Source organism: Streptomyces sp. NPDC006711 (genome assembly GCF_042869775.1).
In the GTDB taxonomy this organism is placed as follows: domain Bacteria; phylum Actinomycetota; class Actinomycetes; order Streptomycetales; family Streptomycetaceae; genus Streptomyces.
Genome location: NZ_JBIAGO010000026.1, coordinates 42,547 through 59,412 on the forward strand (window position 1 = coordinate 42,547; position 16,866 = coordinate 59,412).

Consider the following 16,866-nt stretch of genomic DNA (forward strand, 5'->3'; position numbering starts at 1 on the left):
CGTATTCCGCGCGATGGGGTGGCGCCTTTCAGACGTCGACAGCATGGGCTTTAGATTGCGTTGGCTTTACCCTTCCGTAGAGGTGTGAGCCGTGTAAAGATCGGTGAGCTTTCGGGGGGAAGGCTCACCGATCCATGGTTCTGACGCAAATAACGCAGGGCGGCCGCCTGTCGCGCCTTGTCCGACTGTGACAGCCAGGATTCCGTTCGCTTTCTCCTCATTGGCTCAGCCAGCACCTTCGAGGAGTGCACCGATGCGACGAAGAACCCTGTTCGGATCACGACGCGGCAAACGCGCCGCCCTGGCACGAGGAATGAGCGGCACTGCTTTGGCAACCGCTGCCGCCGTCCTGGCGGGGTTAATGGGCGCCATGCCCGCGCGGGCGGACGAACCTGGAGGCATCCCGCCCGACCCGTTCGCCCGCCCCCTGCGCATGAGCCTGGGGGAGAGAGCCCGGCAAGACCGCTGCTCTCTGGGACTGGCCGTCCACTACGGCGGACCGGAACGCAAAGTCTTCGCCAACGCCACCCTGGCCGGTTCCGATGCCGGCATCGAAACCGCACTGCGTGGAGATGGCGGCGTATACCCCAGTAAGGAGTACTCCGACGCCTCTCAAAAGGACCTCAACGCGGCCAACGCATACAGTGCCGAGTTCCAGCGACGACAGAAACAGCTCGAAGACGACCACGTTCCCTACGCCGGGGCCAACGCTGATGGCGGACGCCCCTACTTCGCCCCGCGGATTGGCGATGACATCGCCGGTTTCACGCTGGAGGGGTGGAAGAAGATACCTGGCAACGTATGGACGGATCCCTCGCCGCACCCCGGTGCGGAGTCCATCGCTCAGGCCAAGAAGGTCTATGACGCCTTCGATACGGGTGGTGATTACTGGGCCACGGAATACAAGTACTTGGCGGGTGGCAGCGCGTTCAGCGGCCTCGGGATAACCGATGGCAAAGCCAACTCGGCCAATGACATCGCCACCTTCCTGCGCTTTGGCGGTTTTGCCACGAAGGCGCCCGAGCCGGACTCGCTTGAGTTCCGGACCGAGGTCGAAAACCTCAAGATGGCTTGGTCGGCCTGCGACAGTCGTAACCCCGTGGACCATTACAGCGCTCTGAACGGGCCTGTCATGCAAGCATATGGTGAATGGGAGACCGAATACGCCTCTCAGACCACCCAGCGCAAGGACATCGTCACCGCCGAGGCGGCTGCTTCCCAGGAGGCACGCACCACAGCGGACTTGATGATCGAAGCGATACGCCAGTCCTGGCTCGCCGACCAGATCCTCTTCTGGCAGCAGTGGTTTCGTGACCACCCCGATGCCTGGAACAAGCCCTCTCTGACCGCCCAGAAGAATGCGGCGCGTCAGTTGGCACTGATCAGAGACCGCGCCCCCCAGCTGGTCAAGGACGCGAACGCCGCGGTAGCACGGGCCAAGACAGCGGCAGACCAGGCGACTGCCGCCCAATCGGCGGCCTGGACGATCGCCGACCAGAACAACGTCCCGCGCGGTCGTGCCCTCATGTACGCCCAGACCTCCGTACAGATCGCCAAAGCGGACTACGCCGCCGCCCAGGCAGCCGCCGCCACGGTCCTGACCGCCTCCAAGGCCATCCAGGCCAACATGGCCGACAGCCAGGCCCTCTACGCCCTGGCTCAAACGCAGTCGCACGCCATGAACACCGAGTTCAGAAAGGCCGCAGCGCTGGAAGCCCGCGCCCAGGCCAAGGCAGCAGCGGACTCCGCCGAGAAACTGGCCAAGGACGCCGCCGCCAATGCGGTGACGGCCAAGAGGGCTCAGTCGACCGCTGAAACCGCTGAGCAGACAGCGAAGAGCGGTGCCGCTGAGGCCAAGAAGCAACGCGGCATCGCGGAGAGCGAGAAGGCCAACGCAGAGCGCGAACGAGACACCGCGGCAAGCCAGCACGAGAAGGCCTCCGCAGCCGAGCAGCGAGCCCAGACCGAACGCGACGCAGCAGGCCGGCAGCGCACCTTCGCCGAAGCTGCCGCCGGCACGGCAAATGACAGGGCGTCTGAAGCGGTTGACGCCGAGCAACGCGCGTATGAAGCACGGGACAGGGCGCAGGCGGCCGAGCGAAACCGAAAGTCGAGTGAAGCCAGGGCTGCCGCGCTGGAGGCCGCTGCGGCGGCAGCTGAAGGCACCGCAGCTGCGACTGAGACCCGTGCTGCCGCCAATGAGGCACGTACGGCGGCCAACGAGGCCACTGCGGCAGCGGGGCGCGCCCGCACGGCGGCCGACGAGGCGTCCACGGCGGCTCAGAACGCTCGGGCGGCCGCAACCCGTTCCGAAGCAGCGGCGTTCCGTTCGAACGCCGCGGCGGAAGCGGCGTGGTCCGCGTTCCAGACCACGAACTCCGCTGCTGCGACAGCACACGCTGCGGCGGGCGAGGCCGTCGATGCGGCGGCGGCGGCAAAGGCGAACGCCGACAAAGCAGATACTCAGGCGAAGGCGGCGCAGGCCGCAGCGGCCAAGGCACATGCTGATGCGGAAGGCGCGAAGGCCGAAGCAGCCAAAACCGCAGCATGGTCCGCGAAGACCGCAGGCTTTGCCTCCGCGGCCTCACAAGCTGCTCTAGGCGCTCGAGATGCATCAATCACTGTTGCAAAGGCCGCTGACGAGGCGGTGGGCCTCGGATCCTCGTATCGCGAAACAGATACCTCGGCGGCCTTCGCGGTCTTGATCGGACAGACGGCCAAGCCGCTCGCTGAGCAGCAGGCATCAGCGGCGGAAGCCAAGAGCAGAGAAGCTTCAAAGGCATCTGCCGACGCGGCGACTCTGGCCGCCAAGGCGAACGGTGACGCCAAAATCGCGCTACAGGCTGCGGCTGACGCAGCCGTTGACGCGCAGCGAGCTCTGACTTCCTCTGCGGCTGCCCGTGCTTCAGCGGGAGAAGCCGCCAAAGCAGCCGAGGCAGCCAAGAAATCCGACGCCAACGCCCAGAAGTACAACGCTGACGCTGGTGCAGATGCGATGTACGCAGGCTTCGCTGCGGCAGACGCCACCTCGGCTGCCGCGCAAGCTGACCGCGATGCAACGGAAGCTGAACGTGACGCCGTCAGCGCCCGATCCGCAGCAACCGCAGCCGAGTCCGATGCTACTGGCGCGCGAACTGCAGCCGCTGAAGCGGAGAAAGACGCCTCATCGGCTGAGACCGCGGCCGTAAATGCGGAGGGTGCAGCTTCGGAAGCAGAAACAGCTGCGACCAACGCAGAGGCAGAAGACCGCAGAGAGCTTGAGGCCGAGCAGGCCGCCCTGGCTCAAGAAAGTTCACCGGACAGCGGACCAGACCTTTCAGGAAGCGATGAGTCCCTACTCCGCGCGGAATGCGGAGAGAGCTGCGTCGATGATTACCGTTCAGCCAAGGCTCTTGCGTCCCTGGATGTCATTGACTGGGCCAAGCAGAACGGCGGAGAAATCCTGCTCGGCCTCATCGGCGTACCGGACTTTCGGCGTTGTCTCAGTGCGGGGGATGTTGAAAGCTGCCTATGGTCACTCGTTAACGTGGTGAGCCTGGTCGCAGTCGTAGGCAAAGCTCCTGCCGTAGGGAAAGCGGTATGGAAAGTCAGCTCCGGGATCGCCAAGTTCTTTGAAGACGTGAGTCAGGCCAAGCACACCCTCGACCGTCTTCGTAAGCTCCTCGAACTTCTGCGCAAGGGGGCGGCCCCTGCACAATGCCTGCTCAACCTCGCGTCGGACATCGGTGGAGCAGTGTCGTTCTCCGCGCAGAAGGCGCCCCTTCGGGCGGCACCGGCTGCTCGGGCGGGAGTAAAGATCTGCATGAAGTCCTCCATCGGTAAGGACTCTGTTCTTACTAAGGAGGCTCGGAAGGCAGGTCGCAACATGGACGCCCAGAGGGACTTCGACCATCTGTTTGAGGAGTTGTCGAAGGGGAATGATGCGCCCGGTCTGTACAACAAAGTCCTCACTACAACCAAGGATGTAAGATATTCGCGAGGAAAGAATGGAGGACGGCTCTTCTTCCGCATGGTTGAAGGTGGGGTGGAAATTGTCGCAAAAGCCGACAAGGGTAACGAGCCCAAGGTAATCGCCCGATTGGAGAAGATTTTTGCGAAGTGACACCACGAGGGAGATCGGAACTCTCGGGCTGAAGGTGGAATTCTCGATTTCAGAGGATGAGGATCCAGGATCTATTGCTGACGTCGACGCCATCATCACGGCGAAGGATGGGACGCGTTGGAGTGCTACGCTCATGACGGTAGAGCGGATCACCTCATTGATGGATCGTTGGTCCACCACAGGGGAATCCCTCTCGGGGGCCTACTTCCAAGTGCGTGATCTGGTGATTGTGCGAAACGGAGGCATCGATGCCATGGCTCTCGCGCTGGAGGACATCTTCCGGGAGTATGGCCTGGCCACACACGTCCTGCCCCAACTGGACTGAGAGACAGGTTCGGTAGGCGTCGAGTTCCGCGCCTCCTGCGGGGCGCGGAACTACGAGGGGCGCCGAGCGCGTTGCGGTGGACTGTTGGATGCCGCGATGCGCCGGCCTTGCCATCCACGAGTAGCGCGTCCTGCTCCTGCGCAGCCGCCGGCCCGACGGATCAACTGGGCGTGCCTCGACAGCAGACTGTCGGCTATTTCGCGGCCGAATGCCGCTTCCTTGGAGGCGGCCCACCCAGCCTCGACCGCTCGGCAGTGCTGCGACCGGGGTCTGGGGCGGAGCCCCAGGGGCGTCGGCTGCGGGCCGTGGGCGCTCTTCGCGTAGTTCCCCGCGCCCCTGGGCGGGGCTGGTGCTGGTCCGCACGGCATACCTCAGCCCGTCCGGCGATTGAGGACGAGGCCGTTCAGGCCGGACGGGGTCTGGGGCGGAGCCCCAGGGACGTCGGCTGCGGGCCGTGGGCGCTCCTCGCGCAGTTCCCCGCGCCCCTGGGCGGGGCTGGTGCTGGCCCACCCGGCATACCTCAGCCTGTCCGGCGATTGAGGACGAGGCCGTTCAGGCCGGACGGGGTCTGGGGCGGAGCCCCAGGGGGCGGGGTTATTGGTTTGCGGTGGTGTCCGCGTCTGCCGCCGCCGCCGCGGACTCCGCGTCGCTGACCTTCCGCTCCATCTGCCGCTCCGTCCCGGAGGACGACGCCCCGGATGCCGGATGCCCATGCCCGCACCCCGCGGCGAGCACACCGGTGAGAGCCACCGCCGCCAAGCCGAAGCGCACCCGCCGCCCCCGCATCACTTCGTCCCGTTGTTGTTCGCCCGGCACCACGCCGTCACGTCCTTGAGGTCCTTCTGACGCTGCTGAAGGGTCGTCACCAACCCTTTGCGGTAGGCGAGTTTGTGGTCGAGCAGGGTCGCGATCGCGGTGTGCCCCTCCTTCTTCGCGTTGTCCTCCCGCTGCTGCATGCGCGCCACCGAGCCCACCGTGGTCGCGCCCCCGTCGAGCCGGTTCAGGGCGCGCTCGATGCGCTGGTCCGCCTTGGGCGCCCGCTTGCAGATGCCCTTGGCGCCGTCCGTCGTGGGCGCCGGCGCGGTGGCCGCCTTCGACGGCGTCGAGTCCGCGAAGGCGCTGGGCGCGGTCACGGTCAGCACCGCCGCCGCGGCGAGCGCGGCCGCCGCGATCCGGCGGTGGTTGGAGATGGGATTGTTCATGGCTGTTGCCTCCCAGAAGGTGGGGACCGGTACGCCCCACAACCTAGGAAGGCTCTTTGTGGGAACTCTGTGACCGCTCGGCGGTGAGCGTCAACCAGTCCCGCCGCCCCGGGAGTTCCCCGGCCCGGCCCGGGTCTTCGCGGGGCAGCCGTACCGTGCACCGGGTCCCGGCGCCGTCGGCCCCCGCGCCCAGCTCCACGCGGCCCCGGTGCAGCGCCGCCTGCTGGGCGACGAGGGTGAGCCCGAGCCCGGATCCGGTGCTGCCGGGCCCCCGGTGGAAGCGGCGGAACACCTCCTGGCGGTCGGCCGGCGCGATGCCGGGCCCCCGGTCCTCGACGGTGATCAGCACCTCGCTCCCGGCCACCGCGACGGCGACCGCGATATGGGCGCGGCCGAGCGCGTCCCTGCCGTGCGCGAGGGCGTTGCCCAGCAGATTGTCGAGCAGGATGCGGATCCCCGGCTCCCAGCCGTGCACCGGCGCAGGCCCCGCCGCCAGCGTGATCACGGCGTCCGGGGCGCGCCTGCGGGCCTCGGCGACCGCGGCGTCGGCGACCTCCGCGACGTCGAGCACCCGGAACGCGTCGGCCTCGACCAGGTCCCCGCGCCCGAGCTCGCGCAGCGCCACCAGCATGCCGAGCAGCCGCGCGTGCTCGCGGCGCAGGTCGTCCACGACCTCGGCGCGCTCGGCGTCCGCGAGGCCGGGGTGGGCCAGGACGTCCAGGTTGGTGCCCATGCTCATCAGCGGGTTGCGCAGTTCGTGCGACGCGGCGGCCGAGAAGGAACGGGCGGTGTCCAGGGCCTCGGCGGTGCGGGCGGCCTGTTCGTCGTAGCGGGCGAGGACGGTCTGGAGGGTGGCGGCCAGGTCGTCGACCTCGGCGATCCGGGTCGGGCGGTGGGCCAGGCGTACGGAGGTGGCGCGCGGGTCGAGTCCGGCCGCCGCCTTGCGCAGCCGCCCCAGCGGACGGGCCGCGCCGCTCGCGATCGCCCAGGCCAGCAACGCCGACAGCGGGGCGGCGAGCAGCGCGGTGGTGACGACGCGCCCCCGGACCAGGGCGATCTGGGCGCGGCTCGCGGTGTCCGGCGCGAACACCCACAGCGTGGCGGAGACCTGGGCCCCCTTGACGGGCAGTGCGTACGCCCGCCAGCTCCGGCCGCCGCCGCGCACGGTGACCGGTCCCTTGCCGGGCGCGGGCAGCGTCACCGCCGGGCCGGGCTGGGGGCCGCCGCTGAAGGTGCCGTCGGGGCCGGTGAGACGTACGCCCACGTCCAACGCGGCGTTGAACAGCCTGCGTTGGCGGTTCTCCTCCGCGCTCGGCTGCCCGTTGGCGGCGGCCCGCAGCAGCGTCCGGGCGTCCGGGGCGATGGCGGCGGCCCTGGCCCGCAGATGACTGTCCTCGGCCTGGCGCAGATCGCGGGCGACGAGGGCGAGCAGCAGCCCGCCGCAGGCCAGCACCAGGAGCGGAACGGTGACGCCGACGGCGAGCGCGATACGGGTGGAGAGCTTCACGGCCGCTCCCGCAGGACGAAGCCGACACCGCGCACGGTGTGCACGAGCCGGGGCGCGCCGTCCGCCTCCAGTTTGCGGCGCAGATAGCTGATGAAGGTGTCCACGGCGTCGGTGCGTACGTCGACGTCGTACCCCCAGACCCGTTCGAGCAGCTGGTCGCGGGTCAGGACGATCCCGGCATTGCGCGCGAGCACGTCGAGCAGCGCGTACTCGCGCCGGGTGAGGTCGAGGGGACGGCCGTCGCGGTGCGCGGTGCGGGCCGAGGGGTCGATGACGAGGCCGAAGGCACGGACCACGTCGTGCTCGGCGGGCGGCCGCCGGCGCAGCAGGGCGCGCAGGCGCAGCACCAGTTCCTGCAAGGCGAAGGGTTTGACCAGGTAGTCGTCGCCGCCCGCCTGGAGCCCGGCGATCCGGTCGGCGGTCTCGTCGAGCGCCGAGAGCATCAGGACGGGCAGGTCGTGCCCGTCCCGCCGCAGCGCTGCGCACACCTCGATGCCGCTCATGCCGGGCATGGACACATCCAGGACAAGGACGTCGGGCGGGCGCCGGGCGATCGCGGCGAGGGCGGCGGGGCCGCCGTCGGCGGTGCGCACGCGGAACCCGTGCAGCCGAAGCCCCCGGTCGAGCGAGCGGCGTACGGCGGCGTCGTCGTCCACGACCAGGACGTCACCGGCCCGATCCGTCCCGCTCATCCGCGCTCCCTCACTTGGTCCCGCTCACCTCGTCCGCCCATCGCCGGGTCAGCGTACGGTCCTCGGCTGTGTGCGCCGGGGAGCGCTCGTAGCGGTTCGCGGAGTGCGCCTCGGCTGTTTTACGCGCTGACCGCGGCCCGTCCCGGCAGGGCGGAGGCCCCGGTGAAGGCTTCGGTGAAGCCCCACGTCAGCGGCCGCCCGGACAGGCCGGAGACGCGCGGCCGGGCTCAAGTGGGCGTCCCGACACGGCAATTGCCGGGCCGAGGCGGATGCGGGTGTCGGAGGTCTGGACCTCTTGACGGTTGGTCCAGACCTTTCTACGCTCGCCGCACACTGCTGTGGTGAGCATGCCATCCCTGACGCACCCAGGCACGCTCACCGGACGGAGCAGGGTTCCACCCCCACCACCGTCGCACCATTCGGGAGCAGCCTTGAGTACCGCACGTCGCATCCGTACGGGCTTCAGATCAAGAGCCGCAGCGGCCCTGACCGCACTCGCCCTCCCCGTGGCCGCCCTCGTCGGCCTCGCCTCCCCCGCCCACGCCGCCACATCCGCGACCGCCACCTACGCCAAGACCTCGGACTGGGGCGGCGGGTTCGGCGCCTCCTGGACCATCAAGAACACCGGCTCCACGGCCCTGAGTTCCTGGACCGTGGAGTGGGACTACCCCTCGGGCACGTCCGTGACCTCGGCCTGGGACGCGGACGTCACCAGCTCGGGAACGCACTGGACCGCCAAGAACAAGTCCTACAACGGCACCCTCGCCCCCGGGGCGAGCCTGAGCTTCGGCTTCAACGGCGCGGGCTCGGGTTCCCCCTCGGGCTGCAAGCTCAACGGCGGTTCCTGTGACGGGAGTTCGACGCCGCCGACCGGCGACAACCCGCCCTCCGCCCCCGGCACCCCGGCCGCGAGCAACGTCACGGACACCGGGGTCTCGCTCTCCTGGTCGGCGGCCACCGACGACAAGGGCGTCAAGAACTACGACGTCTACCGGGGTTCGGCGAAGATAGCGACCGTCACCGGCACCTCGTACGCCGACTCCGGCCTGACCAAGGGCACGACGTACACCTACAGCGTGACCGCGCGCGACACCGCCGACCAGACCGGGCCCGCCTCGGGGACGGTGACGGTGACGACCACCGGCGGTGGCGGCGGGCCCGCGCCCAGCGGTGACAAGGTGCGGCTCGGCTACTTCACCGACTGGGGCATCTACCAGCGCAACTACCAGGTGAAGAACATCGTCACCTCCGGCTCGGCGAGCAAGCTGACCCACATCAACTACGCGTTCGGCAACGTCACCAACGGGCAGTGCGCCATCGGTGACGCCTACGCCGACTACCAGAAGACCTACGACGCCTCCTCCAGCGTGGACGGCACCGCCGACACCTGGGACCAGCCGGTCGCGGGCAACATCAACCAGCTGCGCGAGCTGAAGAAGAAGTACCCGAACATCAAGATCCTCTGGTCCTTCGGCGGCTGGACCTGGTCCGGCGGCTTCGGGGCGGCGGCCGCCAACCCGGCGGCGTTCGCCGACTCCTGCTACTCCCTGGTCAAGGACCCGCGCTGGGCCGACGTCTTCGACGGCATCGACATCGACTGGGAGTACCCCAACGCCTGCGGCCTGTCCTGCGACACCAGCGGACCCGCCGCCCTGAAGAACCTGCTGGCGGCGCTGCGCGCCAAGTTCGGCGGCTCGGCCCTGGTCACGGCGGCGGTCACCGCCGACGGCTCCACCGGCGGCAAGATGGACGCGGCGGACTACGGGGGCGCGGCAAGCTACGTCGACTGGTACAACGTGATGACGTACGACTTCTTCGGCGCGTGGGACGCCAAGGGCCCCACCGCCCCGCACTCCCCGCTCACCTCCTACAACGGCATCCCGATCGCCGGCTTCAACACGGACGCGGCGATCCAGAAGTACCTGGGCAAGGGCGTCCCGGCGAGCAAGCTCAACCTGGGCATCGGCTTCTACGGACGCGGCTGGACGGGTGTCACGCAGGACGCGCCCGGCGGCACGGCGACGGGGCCTGCGCCCGGCACGTACGAGCAGGGCATCGAGGACTACAAGGTCCTCAAGTCCTCCTGCCCCGTGACCGGCACGATCGCGGGCACGGCCTACGCCCACTGCGGGTCGAACTGGTGGAGCTATGACACGCCGTCGACGATCACCGGGAAGATGAGTTACGTGAAGAACCAGGGGCTTCGCGGCGCGTTCTTCTGGGAGTTCAGCGGCGACACGTCGAATGGCGAGTTGATCTCGGCGATCGACAACGGCCTCAAGTAGCCCGGGCCCCTGCCCGACCCTGCCTGACCCGGAAAGCGGGCCCGTCCCCCGCCCCGGGTCAGGCTTTCGTCTGCGGACCGTGCGTGGCCATTCGCACAGTTCCCCGCGCCCCCGAAACCCGCTGTTCGGTGCGGACCGTGCCCGCTTCTCGCGCAGTTCCCCGCGCCCCTAGGGGGTGTCTGGTGCCGACCCGCATGGAGCCCCAGGGGGCACCGGGGCCTACGCCACGTTGACGCGCTGGCCGGGCGGGGCGGCCTCCAGCCAGGCCAGGAAGCCCGTCAGCGCGTCCTCGCTCATCGCGAGCTCCAGCCGCGTACCCCGATGGGTGCAGCCCAGAATGATCGCGTCGGACAGGAGCGCCAGCTCCTCCTCGCCCTCGGGCAGCCGGCGCGAGACCACATCGATGGCGGACCGCTCCAGCACGCGGCGCGGCCGAGGCGCGTAGGAGAACACACGGAACCACTCGATCCGGTCACCGTTGTAGCGGGCCACCCCGTACACCCAGCCCTTGCCGCTGGTGTCCGGCGTCTCCGGAAGGCCCCAGCGCAGACTGCAGTCGAAGGTCCCGCCCGAGCGCTGGATCAGCCGCCGGCGCAGACCGAAGACGAAGAGTCCCACCAGTACCAGCGCGACGACCAGACCACACACAAGCAGAGCGAGGGTCATCTACACCGACCTCCTCGCTCAACCAGTAATCCAGCAACGGAAAAATCTGCCTGCATCGCCTCAGCCGCGACCGGCTCCGGAAAGTTCCGGACCGTGCCGCGGCTGAGGGAAATCTCCGGCGGAGTGCTAGCGCACCGCCACCGCACGCAGTCGTACGTCGGCACGCCGCTCAGCGGCGGCGTCCGACTCCGACTGCGCGCTCTCCAGCGCACGCTCGGCGCGCTGGACGTCGATCTCGTCCGCCAGCTCGGCGATCTCCGCGAGCAGCGACAGCTTGTTGTCGGCGAAGGAGATGAATCCACCGTGCACGGCCGCGACGACGGTGCTGCCCTCGCTCGTACGGATCATCACCGGGCCCGACTCCAGCACACCAAGGAGCGGCTGGTGACCGGGCATGACGCCGATGTCGCCGGACGTGGTGCGCGCGACGACCAGGGTGGCCTCGCCGGACCAGACACTGCGGTCCGCGGCGACGAGCTCGACGTGCAGCTCAGCAGCCATGGTTGGCTCCTCGGGTCACCACCCGGCGGTTCGGCCGGGTGTTGGGTCGATTCTAGTCAGTTCTTGGGTGGCGATACGGAGAGGGGCGGGACGCGCCCGCCCCTCTTCGTGGCCGGAGCGTCAGGAGACGCCCAGCTCCTTGGCGTTGGCCTTGAGGTCTTCCAGGCCACCGCACATGAAGAACGCCTGCTCGGGGAAGTGGTCGTACTCGCCGTCGCAGATCTGGTTGAACGCGACGATCGACTCCTCCAGCGGGACGTCCGAACCGTCGACGCCGGTGAACTGCTTGGCGACGTGCGTGTTCTGCGACAGGAAGCGCTCCACGCGGCGGGCGCGGTGCACGACCAGCTTGTCCTCTTCGCCGAGCTCGTCGATGCCGAGGATGGCGATGATGTCCTGGAGGTCCTTGTACTTCTGAAGGATCGTCTTGACGCGCATGGCGGCGTCGTAGTGCTCCTGCGCGATGTAGCGCGGGTCCAGGATGCGGGACGTGGAGTCCAGCGGGTCCACGGCCGGGTAGATGCCCTTCTCGGAGATCGGACGGGAGAGAACCGTCGTCGCGTCCAGGTGGGCGAACGTGGTGGCCGGGGCCGGGTCGGTCAGGTCGTCCGCGGGGACGTAGATCGCCTGCATCGAGGTGATCGAGTGACCGCGGGTCGAGGTGATGCGCTCCTGGAGGAGACCCATCTCGTCGGCCAGGTTCGGCTGGTAGCCCACCGCGGAGGGCATGCGGCCGAGCAGGGTCGACACCTCGGAACCCGCCTGGGTGTACCGGAAGATGTTGTCGATGAAGAAGAGGACGTCCTGCTTCTGGACGTCACGGAAGTACTCCGCCATCGTCAGACCGGCAAGGGCGACGCGCAGACGCGTGCCCGGCGGCTCGTCCATCTGACCGAAGACCAGGGCGGTCTTGTCGATGACGCCCGAGTCCTGCATCTCCTCGATGAGGTCGTTGCCCTCACGGGTGCGCTCGCCGACACCGGCGAACACCGACACACCGTCGTGGTTGTTGGCCACGCGGTAGATCATTTCCTGGATGAGGACGGTCTTGCCGACACCGGCACCACCGAACAGGCCGATCTTTCCACCCTTGACGTACGGGGTGAGAAGGTCGATGACCTTGACGCCGGTCTCGAACATCTCGGTCTTGGACTCGAGCTGGTCGAAGTTGGGCGCCTTGCGGTGGATCGGCCAGCGCTCGCCGATGTTGGCGTTCTCCTCGGGCTTGTTCAGCACCTCGCCGAGGGTGTTGAACACCTTGCCCTTGGTGAAGTCGCCGACCGGCACCGTGATGCCGTTGCCCGTGTCGATCACCGGGGCCTGGCGGACCAGACCGTCGGTGGGCTGCATCGAGATCGCGCGGACGATGCCGTCACCGAGGTGCTGGGCGACCTCGAGCGTCAGCGTCTTGAGCTTGCCGTCCTCGGCCGGGTCGGCCACCTGGACGTGCAGCGCGTTGTAGATCTCCGGCATCGCGTCGACGGGGAACTCCACGTCGACGACCGGGCCGATGACCCGGGCGACGCGGCCCGTGGCAACGGCCGTCTCAACAGTGGTCGTCATTACTTGTCACTCCCCGCGGTCGCGTCGGCCAGCGCACTGGAGCCACCGACGATCTCGCTGATTTCCTGGGTGATTTCGGCCTGGCGGGCCGCGTTGGCAAGCCGGGACAGGCTCTTGATGAGCTCTCCGGCGTTGTCGGTGGCCGACTTCATCGCACGGCGGCGGGCGGCGTGCTCGGAAGCGGCCGACTGAAGCAGCGCGTTGTAGATGCGGCTTTCGACGTAGCGCGGCAGCAGGGCGTCGAGGACGTCCTCCGCCGACGGCTCGAAGTCGAAGAGCGGAAGGATGTGGTCCTTCGTGCTCGTCTCGTCCTGAGCCTTCTCCAGCGACAAAGGCAGCATCCGGTTGTCGACCGGCGTCTGCGTCATCATCGACACGAACTCCGTGAAGACGATGTGCAGTTCGTCCGCGCCGCCCTCGGCCGTCTCCGTCTGGATGGCCTCGATCAGCGGCGCGGCCACCTGCTTGGCGTCCGCGTAGGTCGGGCTGTCGGTGAAGCCGGTCCACGACTGTGAGACCTTGCGCTCACGGAAGCCGTAGTAGGCGACACCCTTGCGGCCGACGATGTACGTGTCGACCTCCTTGCCCTCGCCGCGCAGCCGCTCCGACAGCCTCTCCGCGGCCTTGATGGCGTTGGAGGAGTAGCCGCCGGCCAGACCGCGGTCGCTCGTGATGAGCAGGACCGCGGCGCGGGTCGGGGCCTCGGCCTCGGTGGTGAGCGGGTGGTTGGTGGTGGAACCGGTCGCCACCGCGGTCACCGCACGGGTGAGCTCGGTCGCGTACGGCGTGGAGGCCGCCACCTGGCGCTGCGCCTTGACGATGCGCGAGGCGGCGATCATCTCCATCGCCTTGGTGATCTTCTTGGTCGCGGTGACGGATCGGATGCGACGCTTGTAGACCCGGAGCTGCGCTCCCATGAGTCAGGTCCCTTCCGTCGTCGTCACTTGCTGGTGCTGACCGGCACGTCGTCGCCCAGGAGCTTGCCGTCCGAGGTCTCGAACTGCCGCTTGAAGCCGGCGATGGCGTCGGCCACGGACTGAAGGGTGTCGTCCGACATCTTCGCGCCCTCGGCGATCGAGGTGAGGAGTTCCTTGCGCTCGCGGCGCAGGTACTCCAGCAGCTCGGCCTCGAAGCGGCGGATGTCCTCGACCGGCACGTCGTCCATCTTGCCGGTGGTGCCGGCCCAGATGGAGACGACCTGCTCCTCGACCGGGAACGGCGAGTACTGCGGCTGCTTCAGGAGCTCCACCATGCGCTTGCCGCGCTCGAGGGAGGCCTTGGAAGCCGCGTCCAGGTCGGAACCGAAGGCGGCGAACGCCTCCAGCTCGCGGTACTGGGCGAGGTCGACACGGAGACGGCCCGACACCTGGCGCATCGCCTTGTGCTGCGCGGAACCACCGACTCGCGAGACGGAGATACCGACGTTCAGGGCGGGGCGCTGACCGGCGTTGAACAGGTCCGACTCCAGGAAGCACTGGCCGTCGGTGATGGAGATGACGTTGGTCGGGATGAACGCCGACACGTCGTTCGCCTTGGTCTCGACGATCGGCAGACCCGTCATCGAACCGGCGCCCATGTCGTCCGACAGCTTCGCGCAGCGCTCCAGCAGACGCGAGTGCAGGTAGAAGACGTCGCCCGGGTAGGCCTCGCGGCCCGGCGGACGGCGCAGCAGCAGGGACACGGCGCGGTAGGCGTCGGCCTGCTTCGACAGGTCGTCGAAGATGATGAGGACGTGCTTGCCGTCGTACATCCAGTGCTGGCCGATGGCCGAACCGGTGTACGGGGCGAGGTACTTGAAGCCGGCCGGGTCGGACGCGGGCGCGGCGACGATCGTCGTGTACTCCAGCGCGCCGGCCTCTTCCAGGGCGCCACGCACGGAGGCGATGGTCGAGCCCTTCTGGCCGATGGCGACGTAGATGCAGCGGACCTGCTTCTTCGGGTCGCCCGAGCGCCAGTTGTCGCGCTGGTTGATGATCGTGTCGACGGCCAGAGCGGTCTTGCCGGTCTGACGGTCACCAATGATCAGCTGACGCTGGCCACGGCCGATCGGCACCATCGCGTCGACGGCCTTGTAACCGGTCGCCATCGGCTCGTGCACCGACTTGCGGACCATGACGCCAGGAGCCTGAAGCTCCAGGGCGCGGCGGCCGTCGGTCTCGATCTCGCCGAGGCCGTCGATCGGGTTGCCGAGCGGGTCTACGACGCGGCCGAGGTAGCCCTCGCCGACGCCGACCGAAAGCACCTCACCGGTGCGCTGCACCGGCTGGCCCTCTTCGATGCCGCTGAACTCGCCGAGGACGATCGCACCGATCTCGCGCTCCTCAAGGTTGAGGGCGAGACCGAGGGTTCCGTCCTCGAACCGCAGCAGCTCGTTCGCCATGGCCGAGGGAAGACCCTCGACCTTCGCGATGCCGTCGCCGGCAACGCTGACCGTACCGACCTCCTCGCGCGAGGCCGCGTCCGGCTGGTACGACTGGACAAAGGTCTCCAGCGCGTCCCGGATCTCCTCCGGCCGGATCGTGAGCTCCGCCATCTGGGTTCCCTGCTCTCCTTGTTGGGCCCGAAGTTTCTAAGGGGTCTGGGGGCCGACCCCCAGGAATCTTCCGCAATTTCTGCACGGCCCAACCGGGCCGCTGGTGTTGCTGAATTCAGTTGGTGCGCGACCCGGGGGTCAGCGCGCCAGCCGCCGGTTCGCCTCTTCGAGGCGTTCCGCGATGGTGCCTTCGATGACCTCGTCGCCGACACGCACCGAGATCCCGCCAAGGACCTCGGGGTCCACGTCGAGGTTCAGGTGCATCTGACGGCCGTAGATCTTCGCCAGAGCCGCGCCGAGGCGCGCCTTCTGGATGTCCGTGAGCGGGATCGCCGAGGTGACGACCGCGACCATCCGGTCCCGGCGGCCCGCGGCGAGCTTGGACAGGGACTCGAGGCCCGCTTCCAGGCTACGTCCACGCGGCCGGGTCACCAGACGGACGACCAGGCGCTCGGTGACCGGGTTCGCCTTGCCGCCGAGCAGACTGCGCAGCAGCTCGCTCTTGGCCGCGACCGTGGCGGTGCGGCTGGTGAGCGCGGAGCGCAGCTCGGGGCTCGAGGTGACGATGCGGCCGAACCGGAACAGCTCGTCCTCGACGTCGTCGAGCGCGCCCGACTGCTGCGCGGCGGTGAGGTCGGCGGTGCTCGCCAGCTCCTCGAGCGAGTCCACCAGGTCACGCGACTGCGACCAGCGCGAGCGGACCATGCCGCCCACCAGGTCGGCGGTCTCGCCGCCCACCTGGCCGCCGAGAAGGCGCGCGGCCAGCTGGGCCCTGGCCTCGCCGGGCTGCGCCGGGTCGGTCAGGACCCGACGCAGCGAGACCTCGCGGTCGAGCAGCGTGGTGACGGCGGCCAGCTCGTCGCCGAGCTTCGCCGCGTCGACGGACGTGTGGTCCATCAGCGCGTCAAGACGCTCCCGTGCGGCGGCCAGTGCCTCGCGGCTCGCACCGTTCATCGGACGGCCTCGGCCTTCTCCTCGAGCTCGCCGAGGAAACGGTCGATGGTGCGGCTCTGGCGGGCGTGGTCCTCAAGGGACTCGCCGACCAGCTTGCCGGCCAGGTCGGTCGCCAGCTTGCCCACGTCCTGACGGAGCGAGTGCGCGGCGGCCTTGCGGTCGGCCTCGAGCTGGGCGTGACCGGCAGCGATGATCTCCTCACGCTGCCGCTGGCCTTCCGCCCTCATCTCCTGGATGAGTGCGGTGCCCTGCTCAGTCGCCTCCTGCCGCAGGCGCGCGGCCTCGTGGCGGGCCTCGGCGAGCTGCGCCTTGTACTGCTCAAGGACGCTCTGCGCCTCGGTCTGAGCGGCTACCGCCTTCTCCATCCCGCCTTCGATGGCCTCACGACGCTCGTCCAGAACCTTGTTGATGTTCGGAAGGAGCTTCTTGGCGAGGAAGCCGAAGACGATGACGAAGGCGATGAGGCCGATGACGAGCTCAGGCCACGGCGGGATGAGCGGGTTTTCCTGCTCCTCGGCCGCCAGCTGAACCATGGT

At 68.6% G+C, this 16,866-nt stretch carries 13 protein-coding genes; 3 read left to right on the forward strand and 10 right to left on the reverse strand.

Features of this window, described 5'->3' with window-relative positions; genetic code table 11:
- The first annotated feature begins 253 nt into the window (after positions 1-253).
- Positions 254-4,102: a hypothetical protein gene (locus ACFYM2_RS32315; RefSeq protein ID WP_388841118.1), complete on the forward strand. Its 3,849-nt coding sequence runs from the start codon at positions 254-256 to the stop codon at positions 4,100-4,102.
- A gap of 34 nt (positions 4,103-4,136) precedes the next feature.
- A complete protein-coding gene (locus ACFYM2_RS32320) occupies positions 4,137-4,427 on the forward strand; it encodes a hypothetical protein (protein ID WP_359007521.1) in 291 nt (96 codons plus the stop codon).
- A gap of 785 nt (positions 4,428-5,212) precedes the next feature.
- On the opposite strand, the gene ACFYM2_RS32325 is transcribed toward ACFYM2_RS32320, so the two are convergent.
- The 3 genes from ACFYM2_RS32325 to ACFYM2_RS32335 are packed head-to-tail and all read right to left on the reverse strand — an operon-like array spanning position 5,213 to position 7,828.
- Entirely contained in the window at positions 5,213-5,629 is a 417-nt protein-coding gene (locus ACFYM2_RS32325; RefSeq protein ID WP_388841120.1) for a hypothetical protein, read from the reverse strand.
- Positions 5,630-5,672: 43 nt separating this feature from the next.
- Positions 5,673-7,136, reverse strand: a complete 1,464-nt coding sequence (locus tag ACFYM2_RS32330; protein WP_359007515.1) for a HAMP domain-containing sensor histidine kinase — start codon at positions 7,134-7,136, stop codon at positions 5,673-5,675.
- Positions 7,133-7,828, reverse strand: a complete 696-nt coding sequence (locus ACFYM2_RS32335) for a response regulator transcription factor (RefSeq protein ID WP_388841122.1) — start codon at positions 7,826-7,828, stop codon at positions 7,133-7,135. The genes ACFYM2_RS32330 and ACFYM2_RS32335 overlap by 4 nt, the downstream gene beginning before the upstream one ends.
- A gap of 431 nt (positions 7,829-8,259) precedes the next feature.
- Here ACFYM2_RS32335 and ACFYM2_RS32340 point away from each other — a divergent pair, with 431 nt between their 5' ends.
- On the forward strand, positions 8,260-10,113 hold the full coding sequence (locus ACFYM2_RS32340; protein WP_359007509.1) for a glycoside hydrolase family 18 chitinase: 1,854 nt from the start codon (positions 8,260-8,262) through the stop codon (positions 10,111-10,113).
- A 219-nt stretch (positions 10,114-10,332) separates the two neighbouring features.
- On the opposite strand, the gene ACFYM2_RS32345 is transcribed toward ACFYM2_RS32340, so the two are convergent.
- The 7 genes from ACFYM2_RS32345 to ACFYM2_RS32375 form a co-directional block, all read right to left on the reverse strand.
- Entirely contained in the window at positions 10,333-10,779 is a 447-nt protein-coding gene (locus ACFYM2_RS32345) for a DUF2550 domain-containing protein (protein ID WP_114038179.1), read from the reverse strand.
- Positions 10,780-10,905: 126 nt separating this feature from the next.
- The gene (locus ACFYM2_RS32350) at positions 10,906-11,280 is read right to left on the reverse strand and encodes a F0F1 ATP synthase subunit epsilon (protein ID WP_359007506.1); all 375 of its coding nucleotides are present in this window, start codon (positions 11,278-11,280) and stop codon (positions 10,906-10,908) included.
- Between the two features lie 120 nt (positions 11,281-11,400).
- On the reverse strand, positions 11,401-12,843 hold the full coding sequence (gene atpD / locus ACFYM2_RS32355; protein ID WP_359007503.1) for a F0F1 ATP synthase subunit beta: 1,443 nt from the start codon (positions 12,841-12,843) through the stop codon (positions 11,401-11,403).
- Entirely contained in the window at positions 12,843-13,760 is a 918-nt protein-coding gene (locus tag ACFYM2_RS32360; RefSeq protein ID WP_359007500.1) for a F0F1 ATP synthase subunit gamma, read from the reverse strand. The genes atpD and ACFYM2_RS32360 overlap by 1 nt, the downstream gene beginning before the upstream one ends.
- A 23-nt stretch (positions 13,761-13,783) precedes the next feature.
- Positions 13,784-15,376, reverse strand: a complete 1,593-nt coding sequence (gene atpA, locus ACFYM2_RS32365) for a F0F1 ATP synthase subunit alpha (protein ID WP_350232672.1) — start codon at positions 15,374-15,376, stop codon at positions 13,784-13,786.
- 138 nt (positions 15,377-15,514) lie between these two features.
- On the reverse strand, positions 15,515-16,330 hold the full coding sequence (locus ACFYM2_RS32370; protein WP_388841125.1) for a F0F1 ATP synthase subunit delta: 816 nt from the start codon (positions 16,328-16,330) through the stop codon (positions 15,515-15,517).
- Positions 16,327-16,863: a F0F1 ATP synthase subunit B gene (locus ACFYM2_RS32375; protein ID WP_350234770.1), complete on the reverse strand. Its 537-nt coding sequence runs from the start codon at positions 16,861-16,863 to the stop codon at positions 16,327-16,329. Before ACFYM2_RS32375 ends, ACFYM2_RS32370 begins: the two co-directional genes overlap by 4 nt.
- Positions 16,864-16,866 lie beyond the last annotated feature (3 nt).

What these genes read in the sequence shown, in the direction of transcription:
- ACFYM2_RS32315 (WP_388841118.1), top strand. Translation starts at nt 254, where the DNA reads ATGCGACGAAGAACCCTGTTCGGATCACGACGCGGCAAACGCGCCGCC.
- atpD (WP_359007503.1), bottom strand. Translation starts at nt 12,843, where the DNA reads ATGACGACCACTGTTGAGACGGCCGTTGCCACGGGCCGCGTCGCCCGG.
- ACFYM2_RS32350 (WP_359007506.1), bottom strand. Translation starts at nt 11,280, where the DNA reads ATGGCTGCTGAGCTGCACGTCGAGCTCGTCGCCGCGGACCGCAGTGTC.
- ACFYM2_RS32345 (WP_114038179.1), bottom strand. Translation starts at nt 10,779, where the DNA reads ATGACCCTCGCTCTGCTTGTGTGTGGTCTGGTCGTCGCGCTGGTACTG.
- ACFYM2_RS32360 (WP_359007500.1), bottom strand. Translation starts at nt 13,760, where the DNA reads ATGGGAGCGCAGCTCCGGGTCTACAAGCGTCGCATCCGATCCGTCACC.
- atpA (WP_350232672.1), bottom strand. Translation starts at nt 15,376, where the DNA reads ATGGCGGAGCTCACGATCCGGCCGGAGGAGATCCGGGACGCGCTGGAG.
- ACFYM2_RS32335 (WP_388841122.1), bottom strand. Translation starts at nt 7,828, where the DNA reads ATGAGCGGGACGGATCGGGCCGGTGACGTCCTGGTCGTGGACGACGAC.
- ACFYM2_RS32375 (WP_350234770.1), bottom strand. Translation starts at nt 16,863, where the DNA reads ATGGTTCAGCTGGCGGCCGAGGAGCAGGAAAACCCGCTCATCCCGCCG.
- ACFYM2_RS32370 (WP_388841125.1), bottom strand. Translation starts at nt 16,330, where the DNA reads ATGAACGGTGCGAGCCGCGAGGCACTGGCCGCCGCACGGGAGCGTCTT.
- ACFYM2_RS32325 (WP_388841120.1), bottom strand. Translation starts at nt 5,629, where the DNA reads ATGAACAATCCCATCTCCAACCACCGCCGGATCGCGGCGGCCGCGCTC.